This is a genomic window from Streptomyces sp. DT190 (assembly GCF_049846985.1).
Taxonomy (GTDB): Bacteria; Actinomycetota; Actinomycetes; order Streptomycetales; family Streptomycetaceae; genus Streptomyces.
This window is the reverse complement of sequence record NZ_JBNCNM010000009.1, coordinates 119,360-135,589: the sequence shown is the minus strand read 5'-3', so window position 1 is coordinate 135,589 and position 16,230 is coordinate 119,360. Positions and strand designations below refer to the sequence as shown.

Here is a 16,230-nt window from a genome sequence, read left to right as displayed (position 1 = left end):
ACGCGGGGCCCGCGAGCGTCAGCCGAGGCGGCGCACCGGGTCGCCGGCCAGGTAGGCCTCGATGTCCTCGACGGCCTGGCCGTAGTACGTGCGGTAGTTGCTCCGGGTGACGTAGCCGAGGTGGGGGGTCGCCAGGAGCCGGGGCGCGCTGCGCAGGGGGTGGCCGGCGGGCAGCGGCTCGACGTCGAAGACGTCCAGGCCGGCTCCGGCGATGCGTCCCTCGTGCAGGGCGGCGAGCAGGGCGTCCTGGTCGACGATGGCGGCGCGGGAGGTGTTGACCAGGTAGGCCGTGGGTTTGAGCAGGGCCAGTTCCGCGGCGCCGAGCAGACCGCGGGTGCGGTCGCCGAGCACGAGGTGCACGGAGACGAAGTCGCTCCGGCGCAGCAGCTCCTCCTTGGAGGAGGCGAGGTGGACGCCGGCCTCCTCGGCGCGCTCCTCGGTGAGGTTCTCGCTCCAGGCCGTCACCTCCATGCCGAAGGCCAGACCGACCTGGGCGACCCGGCTGCCGATCTTGCCCAGGCCGAGCAGTCCGAGACGCCGGCCGTGCAGGTCCGCGCCGACGGTCGACTGCCAGGGACCGCCGTCGCGCAGGGCGTTGTTCTCGGTGACGATGCCGCGGGCGAGGCCGAGCAGCAGCGCCCAGGTCAGCTCGACCGGCGGGGTGGAGGAGCTGCGGGTGCCGCAGACGGTGACGCCGTTGCGTTCGGCGGCGGCGTGGTCGATGACCGAGTTGCGCATACCGGAGGCCACGAGCAATCTCAGGCGGGGCAGGCGGTCCAGGAGGGAGGCGGGGAAGGGCACGCGCTCCCGCAGGGTCACCGCGATGTCGAAGTCCGCGAGGGCGGAGGCCAGTTCGTCCTCGGAGGCGAAGTGCTCGGTGAAGGGGACGACCTCCACCCGGTCCTGGACGGGGCTCCAGTCGGCCACGGTGGTGGCGACGTTCTGGAAGTCGTCGAGCACGGCGCAGCGCAGCCGCATGTCAGTCCTCTCCGTGGACGGCGTGAGTGAAGGGGGTGGCGTGGGCAGGGGTGGCGCCGATGCCGGGCGCCGTGGGCAGGGTGAGGACACCGCGGTCGATGCGCACACCGGTGAACGGGTCGTCCAGCAGGGCGACCGGCCCGTCCAGGTCGAGGTGGTCGGCGAGCGGGGCGAGCTGTGCCATGGCGGTGGTGCCGAGGGCGCTCTCCACCTTGCAGCCGAGCATGGTCCGCAGACCGCAGGCGCGGGCGAGGACGAGCATCTCGTGCGCGGCGGCCAGGCCACCGCACGTGGCGAGCTTGATGTTGACGCCGCTGACCGCGCCGCGCAGCCGCAGCACGTCCGCGGGCCCGCCGCAGTCCTCGTCGGCGAAGACGGGCACGGGGGAGCGTTCGTGCACATGGCGCAGGTCGTCGAGGGCGCCGGGGGGCACCGGCTGCTCCAGGAGTTCGACGTCGTGCCGGTGCAGTTCCTCGGCGACGCGCAGGGCTTGCTCGCGGCTCCAGGAGCCGTTGCCGTCGACGCGGATGCGTCCGCCGTAGACCGAGCGGAGCACCCCGGCGCGTGTGCCGTCGTCCTCGGGGGTGAGCTTGAGCTTGAGCACCGGCCAGTCGGCCAGGGCGCGGGCCCGCCGGACGAGTTCGTCGTCGGGGCAGGCGCCGAGGGAGAGCGCCGTGGGCTGCAGGGGCATCCCACCGAGGCCGAGGAGCCGGTGCAGGGGCTGGCCGGTGGCCTTGCCGAGCAGGTCGTGCAGGGCCATGTCGACGGCGGACCGGGTGGCCGGGCTCACCGGCCCGAGCCGGTCCAGCACACCGCGCAGCCCGAGGGGGGTGGCGTCGGTGAGCAGCGGTGCGCAGGCGGCGAGTTCGTCCGGTGCGGCACCGCGCGCGGTGCCGTGCCCGCGCAGTCCTTCCCAGGTCAGCTCGACGACGCTCTGACGCACCTCGGTGGTGACGCCGGTGTTGCTGACGAACGGCTCCCGGAGCGCGATGACGACCTCGCGGTGGGCGAGTCTCACCCCAGCACCTCCTCGAACGCCGCGACCGTCGCACAGGCCTCACGGAAGGTCAGGTCCCGGAAACCCGCCGGTTCCACGGGTTCGGCGGCGTCACGCGGGGTGCCGTCGGCCGGCACGCCGCCACCGCTGCGGAAGCGGCCCCGCAGGTACGGCGACAGCCGGTCGCGGTGGGAGTCCAGCCAGCTCAGCGCGGTGTCGTGGGCGACGGCTCCCCCACCCGCCGCCCGTACCGCGCCGAACAGTTCCGTGAGCGCCTCCGCGTCGGCCGGTGCCGTGCTCGGCGGGCAGAGCATGAAGGCCTGCGCGGGCAGCAGCACGAAGGCCACCGGGGCGGCCTCCTCGAAGTGCCGGGTCAGCGGGTCGGTGATGGCCCGCAGGGAGCGCACGGTGGAGCGCCGGGAGAGGTAGCCGCCGCGCCGGGGCGGGCAGCCGGCCATGGCCCGGGCGCCCCAGTGCAGGTGGGTGACGAAGGGCCGCTCGGGCGGGCCGGCCGGGGCGTCCGGGTGGTGCGCGTCCAGCAGGGCGAACAGCACGTTGGTGAGCTGGAGCGACATCACCGGCAGGACCGGGGGCAGATCGCGCATGCGGGCGAAGAAGTCCGCCGGTTCCACCAGCGCCCGCACCGTGAGCATGACCGCCTCGGCGAGCGCCCGGGCCGACGGGTAGCGGTGGCCGTCGAGGACGTAGCCGCCGCCGTCCGGCCGCAGGTCGCAGCGGCGGACCTCGCCGTCCAGCCGTACGGCCTGGCTGATCAGTTCGGCGAACGCCTGGTTGCGGCCCTGTGCGGCGGCCTGCTCCAGCAGCAGGGTGAGCATGTCGGTGACCAGCGGGGCCCGGTCGGTGAGGACGGCGGCCCACTGCCGGAAGCGGTAGCCGGGCAGGGCGAGCATCCGCCGCCAGTGCAGCTCGACGAGCGGGATCAGCTGCCCGTCCACCTCGGCCTGCACCAGGGGGCAGAACAGGGGTCGGTCGCGGTCCCGGCGCACGAAGCGGGTGCCGTCCCAGGTGTGCAGGGGCAGGACGTGCCGCTTGCCCCGCTCGATGAGCGAACCGGGCTGGTACGCCTCGTCGCCGCCCTCGGTGGCGGCCTCGGTGCGGGTGAAGCCGTAGATGAGCGGGTAGCCGTGACCGCCGCCGCAGATCGCGGTGTTGAAGTCCATCGGTCCGGAGCGGCCGGCCGCGATGTCCTCCCAGTTGCCCAGGTGGCCGGTGCGCGGCGGCACCAGGGCGGGGTCGGCGCGCAGGGCGTCCAGCAGCGCGCCCACGGTCACGTCGGTGGTGCCCAGGTGCACCGGGACGAAGGTCTTCGCCCCCGCGCCGAGGGCGTCGGACTCGGCGGCCCGGCGCAGTCCGAGCCGGTCGAGGATGTGGGTGCTCATCCGGACGCGGCCTCCTGAGCGCGCAGCCGTCCCAGCAGGTACGGCAGCGTGCCGCCGGCCAGCAGGACGTCCCACTCGCCCTCCGACTGCACGTCGGCGCGTGCCGTGAACGCCCGCTCGCCGGCGGTGACCGGGACCTCCCCCGTCTGCCGGGCCCGGTCCAGGTCCAGGGCGAACTCCTCGTGACCGGTCAGGCCGAGGCCGGCCCAGCCCTGCCCGGCGGGCAGCAGCAGCGGCAGGATGCCCATGGCGCACAGGTTGGTGCGGTGGATGCGCTCGTAGCTCTCCGCGAGGACCGCCCGCACGCCCAGCAGCCAGGGTCCCTTGGCGGCCCAGTCCCGGGAGGAGCCCATGCCGTAGCTGCGGCCGGCCAGCACGATCAGCGGGGTGCCGGACTCGGCGTAGCGCCGGGCGGCGTCGAAGACGGGCAGCCGTTCACCGCTCGGCAGGTGCAGGGTCAGCCCGCCGCTGTCGCCGTCGTCGCCCAGCAGGAGGTTGTGCAGCCGGGGGTTGCTGAAGGTGCCGCGGGCCATCACCTCGTGGTTGCCGCGCCGCGCACCGTAGGAGTTGAAGTCGCGCACGCCGCGTTCGAGGAGGTGGCGCCCCGCGGGCGAGTCCGCGGGGATGGCGCCGACCGGGGAGATGTGGTCGGTGCTGATGTCGTGGCCGAGGGCGACCAGGGCGCGGGCCCCGGACAGGGAGCGCAGCCCGGGCGCCGGGTCGGCGTAGGCGGGGGGCCGGATGTACGTGGACTGCGGGTCCCAGGCGAAGACCTCGCCGTCCGGGGCGCCGATCGCGTCCCAGGCCGGGGCCGGCGCCTGCTCGTGCGTGAACATCCCGGGCCTGATGAACCGCTCCTCCAGTTCCCGCAGTTCGCCCTGGTGCGGCCACAGGTCGCGCAGGTGTACGGGGTTGCCCTCGGTGTCCGTGCCGAGCGGCTCGTTCTCCAGGTCGGCGCGGACGGTGCCGACCAGGGCCAGCGCGACCACGAGGGCCGGGGAGGCGAGATAGCCCGCGCGGACCTGGGCGTGGACGCGGGCCTCGAAGTTGCGGTTGCCGCTGAGCACGGCGGCCACGGTCAGACCCAGGCGGTCGACGTCCTCGCCGACGCCGGGGTTGAGCGGGCCGCTGCCGCCGTTGCAGGTCATGCAGCCGTATCCGACGACGTGGAAGCCCAGTTGCTCCAGGTCGCCGAGCAGGCCGGACTCGGCCAGATAGCGGGTGACCGCGCGGGAGCCCGGGGCGAGGCTCGTCTTGACGTGTGCGGGCACGGTCAGCCCGCGCTCCACGGCCCGGCGGGCGAGCAGCCCGGCGGCCAGCATCGCCTTCGGGTTGGAGGTGCTGGTGCAGGACGTGATGGCCGCGATGACCAGGTCCCCGTCGGAGACGGTGTCGCCGGTGCGCGGCTCGCCCCCGTGCAGTTCCGCGAAGGAGTCGGGCAGTTCGCCGAGGCCGATCCGCTGGTCGGGCCTGCTGGGGCCGGCGAGCCCCGGGCCGACCTCGCCCAGGTCGAAGTCGACGGTCCGCCCGAAGACGGGGGTGTCGTCACCGCGCAGCAGCCGCTGGCGCAGGCAGTACTCCCGCACCCGGGCCACGTCGGCGTCGGTGCGGCCGGTGCGCCGCAGGTAGTCCAGGGTCTCGTCGTCGACGGGGAAGAACGCGGTCATGGCGCCGTACTCGGGCGCCATGTTGGCGATGGTGCACCGGTCGGGCGCCGTGAGCCCGGCGACGCCGGGGCCGGTGAACTCCAGCATCATGGCGCGCACGTTCTCGGCGCGCAGCCGGCGGGTCAGGGCGAGCACCACGTCGACGGGCGAGGTGCCGGGGCTGACCGCGCCGGTGAGGCGGACGCCGACGATCGGGGGGAGCGTGAGCGACTGGGCGAGGCCCAGCATCTGCGCCTCCGCCTCCAGGCCCCCCACGCCCCAGCCGAGCACGCCGAGGCCGCCCACCATCGTGGTGTGGCTGTCGGTGCCGAGGACGGTGTCGGGGTACGCGGTGCCGTCCGGGCCCGTGGTGACGACGGTGGCGAGCCGCTCCAGGTTGACCTGGTGGACGATGCCCTGGCCGGGCGGGATGACCCGCAGCCCGTCGAACGCGCCCTCGGCCCACTTGAGGAACGAGTAGCGCTCCTGGTTGCGGGACATCTCCAGCGCCTCGTTGAGGCCGCGCGCGTCCGCACGCCCGGCCCAGTCGGTCTGCACGGAGTGGTCCACGACCACGTCGATGGGCAGCGCGGGATTGACCCGGCCGGGCTCGTCGACCCGGTCGCGCAGTGCGGCCAGGTCGACCAGCAGCGGGATGCCCGTGTAGTCCTGCACGAGGATGCGGGCGGGCCGGAACGGCATCTCCAGGCCGGGCTGCTCGCCGAGCGCCAGGCGCTTGCCGAGCACCTCGGCCTGCGCCGGGTCGCCACCGCGCAGCAGGGATTCGATCAGGACGCGGCCCGTGAACGGGACGGCGCCGAGGTCGAACCCGCGCTCCGCGGCGAACGCGGGCAGCGAGGGCTCGGCGGACGACCCGGCGGCCGGTGCGGCCGAGGGGGTGGGGGTCATCGGTCGCAGGCCTTCCGGTAGGTGCGCCCGTGCGGCCCCACGTAGGTCAGCAGCGGCCGGATCAGCACGTTGTTGGACTGCTGCTCCAGTGCCTGGGCGACCCAGCCGGGGGTGCGGCCGACGACGAACAGCGGCACGGCCAGGTCGTCCGGCAGGCCGAGCAGCCGGTAGGCGAGCCCCGCGTAGAGGTCGACGTTGGGGGCGACGCCGTGCCGGCCGTACGGGCCCATCGCGGTGGCCACGGCGTCGAGGATGTCGAGTCCGGTGGTGTCGCCCCGTTCCTCGCTCAACTCGACGACCGTCGACCGCAGATGGCGCACCCGCGGGTCCTCGGTGCGGTAGACGCGGTGCCCGAAGCCCATCACGGGCTCACCGCGGCTCTGCAGCGCCTCGACGTGCGCCCGCGCGTTCGCCGCGGAGCCGACCTGGTCGATGAGGCCGACGACGCGCTCGGCGGCACCCCCGTGGACCGAGCCCGCGAAGGCGGCGACGGCGGCGGTGATCGCGGAGGTCATGCCGGCGCGGCAGCCGATGGCGACGCGGGCGGTGAACGCCGAGGCGTTGGAGCTGTGGTCGGCGTGGACGATGAAGCCCTTGTCGATGAAGCGCACCGCGGCCGGTGAGGGCCGCTCGCCGAGCAGCACGGTGAGGAACGCCTCGGCGTGGGAGGCGTCCTGCGGCGGCTGCAGCGGTTCGCGGCCGGAGCGGAAGGCGTGGTGGGCGGCGACGATCATCGGGATCCTGGCGATCAGCGAGATGCCGGTCTCCAGGGCCTCGGCGTAGCTCTCGTCGGTGCCCGGGGCCCGCTGCGGCCCGAAGGCGCCCAGCGCGGAGACGCAGGTGCGCAGGGCCTCCATCGGGTGGGCGTGCGCCAGGGAGCGGATCAGGCCGAGGACGGGGGCGGGCAGGGTGCGGGCGGCGCGCAGTTGCTTGCCGAAGCTCTCCAGGGCGGCGGCGTCCGGGAGTTCACCGTGCACCAGCAGATGGGCGACCTCCTCGAACGAGGACTGCTCGGCCAGGTCGTGGATGCTGTAGCCGCGGTATTCGAGGACGCCCTCGGCGCCGTCGATGTGGGTGACGGCGGTCCGGTCGAACACGACGTTCTCCAGGCCGCGGTGCACGGTGGGGCCCTCGGGCCGCCCGGGGGCCGCCGCGGGGACCCCCGCGTCCTCGCGGACCGCCCCGGGGGAGCGGGTGGCGGCGAAGGCGCGGACGGCCGCCACGGACCGGAGTCCGAGCGTCAGCTCGTCGTCGATCTCGACGCCGTACTCCTGCTCGACGGCGACCAGCAGCGAGACATGGCCGAGCGAGTCCCACTCCCTGATCGACTGGTAGGCGAGCCCGTCCGTGACGCGGTCCTCGGTGATGCCGAGGGCGCGGGCTATGAGCTGGTCGACGCTGCTCACGATTCCCCTTCTTCGATGGAGGTCAGGCGTTCGTCGAGTCGTCGGAGCACCGCCCGGCGGTCGATCTTGCCGTTGCCGTTGACCGGCAGCTCGCCGACGACGTGGACCGAGCGCGGCACCATGTAGGCGGGCAGCGCGGCGTCGCAGGCCGCGGTCAGCGCGGCGGGGTCCACGGCACCCGTGACCACGGCGCCGACGGTGTCCGTGTCGGGCCACAGCACCGCGACGGCCTCGACGGCACCGGCGCGGCGCAGCACGGCCTCGATCTCGCCCAGTTCGACGCGGTGGCCGCCGACCTTGACCTGCTGGTCGTTGCGGCCGAGGCAGACGTACTCGCCGTTGCGGAGCCGCACCAGGTCCCCGGTGCGGTAGTAGGTGCGGCCCCGGTGGGCGAACCAGCGCTGCGCGGTGATCGAGGGGGCCTGCCAGTAGCCGGGGGTGGTCTGCGGTCCGGCCACGCACAGTTCGCCCGTCTCCCCGTCCGGCACCGGGGTCAGCTCCTCGTCCACGACCAGGGTGTGCAGGCCCGGGTAGGGGCGGCCGATCGGGACGTTGTCGTGCACGCAGGCCGCGGGGCTGGTGGCCGGGTCCCAGCGGTGCGCGGTGCAGGCGATGGTGAGTTCGGTGGGGCCGTAGAGGTTCTCCACGGCCGAGCCCGGGGCCGCCGCCTGCCAGGCCTCGGCGGTGGCGCGGGGCAGCGCCTCACCGCAGAACAGGCTCCAGCGCAGCGTGGGCATGGTGCCGGGCCGCAGCGCCCCGCGTTTGCGCAGCATGGCGGCGACCGACGGCACGGAGAACCACACCGTGATGCCGTTGCGCTCCAGGTACCTGAAGGGCGCCAGGATCTCGATGGGTTCCATCGCGCAGACGCGCGCGCCGTGCTCCCAGGCCATGAACAGGTCGAAGACCGACAGGTCGAAGGTCTGGTCGAAGGTCTGCGTGAGCCGGTCGTCGGGCGTGAGCCGGTAGCGCTCCTGGTTGGCGGCGAGGAACGCGCGGACGTTGGCGTGGGTGACCGGCACGCCCTTCGGGGCACCGGTGCTGCCCGAGGTGAACAGCAGATAGGCGATGTCGTCGGGCGCCACCTCCGGCGGTGTCTCCAGCGGCGCGGCCACGGCCAGGTCCATGGCGTCCAGGACCCGTACGTCCCCGAGGTCGCCGGCCTGGCTGCGCACGACGTCGGGCAGCAGGACGACGGGGCTGCGGGGCAGGCCGCGCAGCAGCCCGGGCAGGGCGGGCAGCGCGGTGGAGTCGACGATCAGCGCGTCGACGTCGGCCCGCTCCAGCATGGCCCGGGTGCGCTCGGCCGGGAACCTGGGGTTCAGCGGCACGAAGGCGGCGCCGGCGCACAGCGCGGCGGCGACGCCCAGGTAGGAGGCCTCGCTGCGCTGGGCGAAGACGCCCACGCGGCCGGGCCGGCCGCCGGCCGCCTCGACCAGCCGGGCGGCCCACCGTCGGGCGGTGGTCGCCGCCTCCTCGTAGCTGTAGTCGCGGCTGCCGATGGTCAGAGCGATGCCTTCGGGCAGGATGCGCGCGTGGTGGAGGAGGCCGGCACCCAGGCGCGCATGCAGTGCTGTGGTCATGTCGATCCAACTCATCGGTGACTGGACCCGACCGACGCTAGCCACGCCGCTTCCCCGTGGCTCGTTTGTGCGCGCTGAATCCCTAAACACCCGTGGCCGGAGAAAAATGCGTTCTGCTCATTTGCGGCGCAAGGGGGTGCCGCCGTGTCCGGGCACACGGAACAGCGGTGCGCTCCGGAGGGTCGCTCCGGAGCGCACCGCTGCCGCGATGCCGAAGAACGGGCCGGTCAGCCGGTGAAGCCGCCCTCGCTCAGCGCCTTGTCGATCCGGGCGCGGTGGTTGGCCTCCCACGCGTCGAGGGATTCCCCGGCCTCCTTGGCCAGCTTCGCGCGGGCCGCGTTAAGGATCTCCTCCTGGCGGGCGGCGGGGGTGACGACGACGCCCTCCTCGTCGGCGACCACGATGTCGCCCGGGTGGACGAGCACACCGCCGACGCGGGCCGGCTCACCGAGCGCGCCGATCTTCTTCTTGGTGCCGGGGATCGGGATGACACCGCGGGAGAAGACGGGGAAGCCGGCCTCGCGCACCTCGCCGAGGTCGCGGATGACACCGTCGACGACGAAGGCCGCGACACCCCGCCGCTGGGCGACGGCGCACACGTTGCCACCGGCGAGCGCGTAGTCCACGTCGCCCGACTCCACGACGACGACCGAGCCCGGTTCGGCCCGGTAGATCGCGGCGTGCAGCATCAGGTTGTCGCCGGGCTCGCACCGCACGGTGTAGGCGGGGCCTGCGACGCGCGGCGAGTTCCACAGCGGCCGGATACCGGTGTCCATGACCTGGGCGCGGCCGAGCAGGTCGGCGAGGGTGGTGGGGGGAACGTCCTTGAATGCGTTGTCCATTGCTTCCTCTGTCTCGGTGTCGAGGTGTCCCGGTCGCCGATCGGTCAGCGGCCCGGCGTCACGTCCTTCTCCGGGCTGTAGAAGTGCTGGTCCCAGGTGGCGCCTCCGTCGGAGGTCGACAGTACGGTCCCTTCGTCGCCGGCGATCCATGCGTCCCGTTCGGTGAGGGCCCGCACGTTCCACAGGGACATACCGGTGCCCGTGGTGCCGGTCCGCCAGGTCGTGCCGCCGTCGTACGAGGTCATGACGGTGTCGCTCCGGCCGACCACGCGACCGGTCCTGCCGTCGGGTGTGAAGTGCACGGCGGTGAAGTTCTGCCGGGTGGGGCTCTCCCGGCGCTCCCAGGTGCGGCCCCCGTCGCGGGTGTGCAGGACGGTGCCCCGGTGCCCGACGGCCCAGGCCGTGGCGGGGTCCACGGCGTGCACGTCGATCAGGTCGTCGGGGCCGCCGCTGTCCTGCGCCTGCCAGGTCGCGCCGCCGTCCCGGGTGGCGAAGACGCTGCCCCGGGTGCCCACGGCCCAGCCGGTGCGGTCGTCGGCGAAGTCCACCGCCCACAGGGCGCAGTCGGTGACCGGGAGCGGCTGGTGGGTCCAGGTGACGCCGCCGTCCCGGGTGCCGAGGACGGTGGCGCCGTCGCCGACGGCCCAGCCGGTGAGCGCGTCGGGGCGGATGTGGACCTCCAGGAGGTCCTTGGTGCTGCCGCTGGACTGCCGCTGCCAGGACCGGCCGGCGTCACGGGTGACCAGGATGGTGCCGGCCCGGCCGGCGGCCCAGGCGGTGGTGTGGCCGGCCGGGGAGACGGAGTACAGGTTCGCGGCCGTGCCGCTGTGCTGCTGGGCCCAGCGCTGTCCGGCCCGCATCGCCAGGACGGTGCCGCCGTCGCCGACCACCCAGCCGTCACGGCCGCCGGGGAGGAGGTGCGCGCCGTACAGGTTGCGTCCCGTGCTGGCGACGGAGGAGGACCAGGTGTCGCCCCGGTCGGTGCTGGCGATGAGGGAGCCGCCGTCGCCCGCGGCACACACCTGCCCGCCGTCGGGCTGCGCCCACACGGCCTTCAGGTTGTCGGCGATGCCGCTGTCCCGCGCCTGCCAGGTGAGGCCGCCGTCCTGCGTCGCGAGCACGGTGCCGGCGTCGCCGACCGCCCAGCCGCGCTCCCCCGACGCCGTGAACGCGACACCCCACAGGCTCACTCGGGTGCCGCTGTCCCGGGGGTGCCAGGTGGCGCCGCCGTCCTCGGTGGCGAGGACGGTGCCGGAGCGGCCGACGGCCCGGGCCGAGCCCTGCGGGCCGGCGTGGACGCGGGTGAGGGTGGTACGGGTCCCGGAGTCCTGGCCCCGCCAGGTGGCGCCGCCGTCGTCGGTGGCGAGGATGGTGCCCTCTCCGCCGACCGCCCAGCCCCGTTCCCCCTCGACCTGCACGCTCAGCAGCGGCACGTCGACGCCCGAGTCCTGCCGCCGCCAGGTCGCGCCGCCGTCCTCGGTGGCCAGGATCGTGCCCTGCGCGCCGACCGCCCAGCCCCGCTCCCCCGCCACCTGCACGCTCAGCAGCGGCACGTCGACGCCCGAGTCCTGCCGCCGCCAGGTCGCACCGCCGTCCTCGGTGGCCAGCAGGAGGCCGGCGTCCCCGACGGCCCGGCCGCGCCGCGCGTCGGGGCGGAAGGAGACGTCCCACAGCTGCGCGCCGGTGCCGGTGTCGCCCACCTGCCAGGTGGCGCCGCCGTCCGTGGTGACCGCGAGGAGACCGTCCCGGCCGACGGCCCAGCGGGCGGCGCCCGCGCCGTGCACCGCGACGAGGTCCTTGTGGATGCCGCTGAGCTGCGGGGTCCAGGTCTCGCCGCCGTCTTCGGTGGCGAGGACGAGGCCGCAGTCGCCGACCATCCAGCCGTGCCGGGTGTCCGGCATGAAGGCGAGGGACACCACGTCCTTGGCCGTGCCGCTGGACTGCGGGGACCAGGTGCGGCCGCCGTCGTGGGAGGCGAGGACGACGCCGTCGTCGCCGGAGGTCCTGACCTCGCGGCCGTCCGGCGCCGCCCAGAGCCCGTACAGGTCGAGGCCGGTGCCGCTGTCAGCCCGCACCCAGGTGGTGCCGCCGTCCTCGGAGCGCAGCACGGTGCCCGTGCGGCCGACGGCCCAGCACCGTTCGGGCGACACCGCGTAGATGCCCCGCAGGTCGACGTCGGCGTGGCTGCGCTGGACGACCCAGGTGGCTCCGGCGTCGGTGGTGGCGTGGATGGCGCCCCGCTTGCCGATGATCCAGGCGGTCTTCTCGTCGAGTGTGAAGCACCGGGTGAAGTGGGTGCCGTCGGAGAACTGGCGCTGCCAGCTCACCCCGCCGTCGGAGCTGGTGAGGATGGTGCCGCTGTCGCCGACGGCCCAGCCGGTGCGCCCGGCGGGGTCGAAGGAGATGCCGTACAGGTTCCGGTCCGTGCCGGTGTCCCTGCGCTCCCAGGTCCGGCCGCCGTCCGTGGTGTGCAGAAGGACGCCGTCGCGGCCCGCTGTCCAGCCGCGCCGGGGGTCGGCGAAGCAGACCGCGCGCAGGTCCTTGTCGGTGCCGCCCTGGGCGTGCCAGCGCCGGCCGCCGTCCGTGGTGGCGAGGATCATGCCGCCGTCGCCGACGGCCCAGCCGTGGGTCTCGTCCACCAGGCAGACGCCCTGGAGGTTGACGCTCCGGGGAGCAATGGTGCAGGTCATGGGTGACACCTCGCGGGGTGGGAAGCGTGGGAGGGGCCTGCCGGGGCGGCCGGCAGGCCACGGGTTCAGGCTGTGGCGGCGGCCTTCTGCGCGGTGGCGGCCCGGCTGCGCACCCCGCGGGCGACGACCGCGGGCATGGCGGCGCCCAGCACGGTGTACGACACGGCCAGGACGATCCAGCCGACGGCGCCGTGGCCGATGATCAGCCAGGTGAAGGCGGCGGGGGCGAACATCTTGCCGATGTCGCCGCCCATCTTGTACGTGCCCTGGTACTGGCCCTGGGCGTGGTCGGGGGCGAGGTCGAACGCGATGGTCCAGCTGCCCGCCGCCTGCCGGATCTCTCCCAGCGCGTGCAGCAGGGCACCGGCGATCAGCAGGACGCAGGCGGTCAGCGCCCCGCTCGAACCGGTCGTCGCGAACACCAGGCAGGCGGCCGCCACGCAGCCCGCGCCCTGCAGACTCGCCCGGGACGCGGACCTGGGGTCGTCGGTGCCGCGGGCGGCCCTGGTCTGGAAGGCCACCACGAAGGTGGTGTTGACGAGCAGGATGACCGCGCTCATCCAGCGCGGGGCGTCCGTGTGGCTGATGACCCACAGCGGCAGCACGATGTCGAGCAGCAGGGCGTGCGTGACGAGCAGCCCGTCCAGGGCGGTGAAGGCCAGGAAGGGCCTGTCGCGCAGGACGGCGAAGGCGGCGCCGGCCGAGGCGGGCACCGGCGGCACCGGCGCCTCCTTGAGGGTGAGCAGACCGGTGGCGAGGAAGCAGACGGCGGTGAAGAGGACGGCGCCCTGGTAGCCGGCGCGTTCCCCCCAGGCCAGGACGAGGCCGGAGATGCACGCGCCGATCGACATGGTCACGTTGAGCGCGGCCCGGATGTAGGCCATGACGCGGGCCCGCTCGCCCTGCGGGACGTTGGCGGCGATCATCGCCTTCCGGGCGTTGTTGCCGGCCCGGTAGAAGAGGCCCTGGACGCAGGTGACGAGCAGGTACGACCAGAACCCCTGGACCAGCACCAGAGCGGCGGTCAGCGGCGAAAGCGCGAGGAACGACCACAGCTGGACCGCGCGCGGCCCGGCGCGGTCGGCGAGGTGGCCGAGCGGGATGCTGGAGACCAGCACCAGGCCGGCCGCGATGCCCACGCTGACGCCGAGCTCACTGGGCGTCAGCCGGATCACGGTCACCGCGTAGATCGCGTTGATGGCCATCCACAGCCCCTGCCCCAGGCTCATCAGCATGGTGATGAAGGTGAGCATCCGGGCCGGACCGGGCGGGGGGAGGATACGGGTCAGCACGGATCGTCTTCCTGTCACGTCGGCCTCCAGTGAGGACTCGTTGGGGAGGCTAGGTCATGGGGGTGGACGCACCACCGTTGTGGGCGCAAACCGACTTGACCGCGGAAAGCCTGTTCTTCTCATAAATCCGACGGCCCTCGCCCGGCCGGTTCCCGTCCCCGTCGCGCACCCCCGGGCAGGGCCGCACGGCCCGGTCCGTGCAGCGCGGGGCGCGGGAGCGGGGCGCCGGCGCACGGCGGTGGCGGTCCGGCAGGTCGTGCCGCCCGGCGAGCAGTTCCTGGAGCCGGACCTTGGCGGCCATCAGGGGCACCCGCAGCCGGCGCTCGCGCGCCTCGGCGCGGCGCTGCCGGCCCGGGTTCCGCGGCCCGTACCGCCAGCGGGCCCAGGGCGCCCGGGGCCGGCCGAGCCGCAGCGCGCCGACGACGAGCAGCGGCGGGCAGAACAGCCCCACGAGACCGGTCCAGGTCTTGCCCTTGAGCAGCGTGACCACGGCGAGCAGGAGCGCGAGCGCCACCTCGGCGGCGAACACCGGGGCGTCCCGGCCGGGGCCGGGGACGCCCCAGCGGTGGAAGCCGGGCGGGCGCAGGCCGATGAGCATCATGCCGCTGAGGACGACGGCGGCGAAGACGGCGTCCACCGAGGTGCGGCCCCGTTCGGTCCAGTAGACGTCCTCCAGGTGCAGGATCAGCGCGAACTCGTCCAGGACCAGGCCCGTTCCGACGCCGAACGCGAGCGCGGCGGCCGTGCGCCACAGAGGCCGGCCGTCCGGGACGGCCAGTGCGGTCACGCCCGCACCCGCCATGAGGACCACACCGAAGACGGCGTGGTGGACGTGGATGCCGCCGAGCCGGATGTTCCCCGGCCACCAGCGCACCCGGGCCCGGACCAGCCGGACGCTGAACCGGATCCCCACGAAGGCGGTGAGCAGCCCGACGAGGAAGCAGAGGAGCGGGAGCCGCCCCGGAACCACGACGCACTGCTGGAACCAGGGCCCGAGACCCCCGGCCGCCGCCATCAGAGCCCGGAGTACAGGTGCTGGGGCCGTCCGCTGTCGCCGTACCGGAGCGTGAGCTGCAGCTTGCCCTGGGCGGCGAGGTACTTGAGGTAGCGCTGGGCGGTCGAGCGGCTGATCCGGGCCAGTTCGGACACCTCCTGTGCGGAGATCTGCTCGTCCTCGTGGTCGGCGACGATGCGCGAGACCAGCTCGGCGGTGCGTTCCGAGTAGCCCTTGGGCATGGGGTGTTCGGCCTCGTGGGTGCGCAGGGCGCCGAACGTCCGGTCGATGCGGGCCTGGTCCATCTCCTTGCCGTCGGCGATGGTGCCGCGCAGCTGGGCGTACGCCTCCAGCTTGCTGCGCAGACCGTCGCTGGTGAACGGCTTGGCGAGGTAGTAGAGGGCGCCGGAGCGCAGGGCCTCGTGGACCGACGCGGGGCGGCGGTCGGCCGTGACCATGATGATGTCGACGCCGTGGCCCTGCTGCCGGAGCCGACGGGTCAGGGACAGTCCGCTCTCGTTCGGCAGGAACTGGTCGAGGAGGATCAGGTCGATACCGCCGCGCTCGATGGCCGCGAAGGCCGGAGCGGCGCTGTGCACGATGCCGGCCACCCGGAATCCGGGTACCTCGGACACGTAATGGGCGTTGATCCTCGCCACGTAGAAATCGTCGTCCACGACAAGTACGTTGAACATTTTTCCCCCGGTCACTGATACGCCCGGCGCTCACACGCCGGCACGCTTTCGCGTCCTACACGCGGCGGCCCACGCGTACGGTGAAGACGGCGCCACCCCCTTCCCGGTCGCCGACGGTGATCGAACCGCGCCGTTCCTCGGTGATGGCCCGCACGAGCGAGAGACCGATCCCGCGCGGCCGCGCGGGCGACGACCGCTTGCTGGACACGCCGCGGTCGAAGATCCGCCGGCGCAGCCGCGGGTCGACGCCCGTCCCGTTGTCGCTCACGCTCAGTTCGATGACACCCTTGTTGTGACGGAGCGTCACCTCCACCGTGGGTGTGGCGCGGCCCGACTCCGTGACCGCGTCGAAGGCGTTGTCGATGAGGTTGCCGACGACGGCGACCACCTCGGCCGCCGCGTCGATCTCCCGGGGCAGGAAGGAGTCCGGGCTGATCCGCAGCCGTATCCCGCGTTCCGAGGCGGCGAGCAGTTTCCCGAGCAGCTGGGCGCGGACCACGGGGTTGCCCACCTGCCGCACCACCTCGCCGGCCCGGGCGAGCGGAACGTCCGGCGGGGCGGCGAACGGGTCCGGCCCCTGCCTGGCGTGGCGGGCGATCTCCAGCAGGCCCCGCGCGGTGTGCAGGGCGTTGCGCCGCTCGTGCCGCCGGACCTCCGCGTCGGCGAACTCCGTCAGCGCGAGGGGCAGTACGGCTCGGTCTCGTGTCGTGCGGGCGTTGGCAAAATCGGCAGAAGTCACGCCGGGCATACAAGCAACGGGCAGCACGCGGCGCCACCGGCTGCGCGCCACGCCCGCCC

General features: G+C 74.1%; 12 protein-coding genes. All 12 read right to left on the bottom strand.

Annotated elements, in window-relative coordinates; all coding sequences use genetic code 11:
- Window positions 1-18: 18 nt before the first annotated feature.
- Window positions 19-978: a D-2-hydroxyacid dehydrogenase family protein gene (locus ACPXCS_RS18120; protein ID WP_425945091.1), complete on the bottom strand. Its 960-nt coding sequence runs from the start codon at window positions 976-978 to the stop codon at window positions 19-21.
- A 1-nt stretch (window position 979) separates the two neighbouring features.
- Complete coding sequence (locus ACPXCS_RS18115; RefSeq protein WP_425945090.1) at window positions 980-1,996, bottom strand: mandelate racemase/muconate lactonizing enzyme family protein; 1,017 nt, start codon at window positions 1,994-1,996, stop codon at window positions 980-982.
- Window positions 1,993-3,375 carry a DUF6025 family protein gene (locus tag ACPXCS_RS18110; RefSeq protein ID WP_425945089.1) on the bottom strand — a complete coding sequence of 461 codons (1,383 nt, stop codon included), beginning with the start codon at window positions 3,373-3,375 and terminating at the stop codon, window positions 1,993-1,995. Before ACPXCS_RS18110 ends, ACPXCS_RS18115 begins: the two co-directional genes overlap by 4 nt.
- Window positions 3,372-5,930, bottom strand: a complete 2,559-nt coding sequence (gene acnA / locus ACPXCS_RS18105) for an aconitate hydratase AcnA (protein ID WP_425945088.1) — start codon at window positions 5,928-5,930, stop codon at window positions 3,372-3,374. The genes ACPXCS_RS18110 and acnA overlap by 4 nt, the downstream gene beginning before the upstream one ends.
- Entirely contained in the window at window positions 5,927-7,336 is a 1,410-nt protein-coding gene (locus ACPXCS_RS18100) for a citrate/2-methylcitrate synthase (protein ID WP_425945087.1), read from the bottom strand. The genes acnA and ACPXCS_RS18100 overlap by 4 nt, the downstream gene beginning before the upstream one ends.
- Window positions 7,333-8,919: an amino acid adenylation domain-containing protein gene (locus ACPXCS_RS18095; RefSeq protein ID WP_425945086.1), complete on the bottom strand. Its 1,587-nt coding sequence runs from the start codon at window positions 8,917-8,919 to the stop codon at window positions 7,333-7,335. Before ACPXCS_RS18095 ends, ACPXCS_RS18100 begins: the two co-directional genes overlap by 4 nt.
- 227 nt (window positions 8,920-9,146) lie before the next feature.
- Window positions 9,147-9,761, bottom strand: coding sequence for an RraA family protein (locus ACPXCS_RS18090; protein ID WP_425945085.1), 615 nt, complete (start codon window positions 9,759-9,761; stop codon window positions 9,147-9,149).
- 44 nt (window positions 9,762-9,805) lie between these two features.
- Window positions 9,806-12,451, bottom strand: coding sequence for a YCF48-related protein (locus tag ACPXCS_RS18085; RefSeq protein WP_425945084.1), 2,646 nt, complete (start codon window positions 12,449-12,451; stop codon window positions 9,806-9,808).
- Between the two features lie 65 nt (window positions 12,452-12,516).
- A complete protein-coding gene (locus tag ACPXCS_RS18080; RefSeq protein ID WP_425945083.1) occupies window positions 12,517-13,743 on the bottom strand; it encodes an MFS transporter in 1,227 nt (408 codons plus the stop codon).
- A 49-nt stretch (window positions 13,744-13,792) separates the two neighbouring features.
- Window positions 13,793-14,758, bottom strand: a complete 966-nt coding sequence (locus ACPXCS_RS18075) for a hypothetical protein (protein WP_425945082.1) — start codon at window positions 14,756-14,758, stop codon at window positions 13,793-13,795.
- Complete coding sequence (locus ACPXCS_RS18070) at window positions 14,758-15,432, bottom strand: response regulator (RefSeq protein ID WP_425945081.1); 675 nt, start codon at window positions 15,430-15,432, stop codon at window positions 14,758-14,760. The genes ACPXCS_RS18075 and ACPXCS_RS18070 overlap by 1 nt, the downstream gene beginning before the upstream one ends.
- Before the next feature lie 55 nt (window positions 15,433-15,487).
- Entirely contained in the window at window positions 15,488-16,171 is a 684-nt protein-coding gene (locus ACPXCS_RS18065) for a sensor histidine kinase (RefSeq protein WP_425945080.1), read from the bottom strand.
- Between the last annotated feature and the right edge of the window lie 59 nt (window positions 16,172-16,230).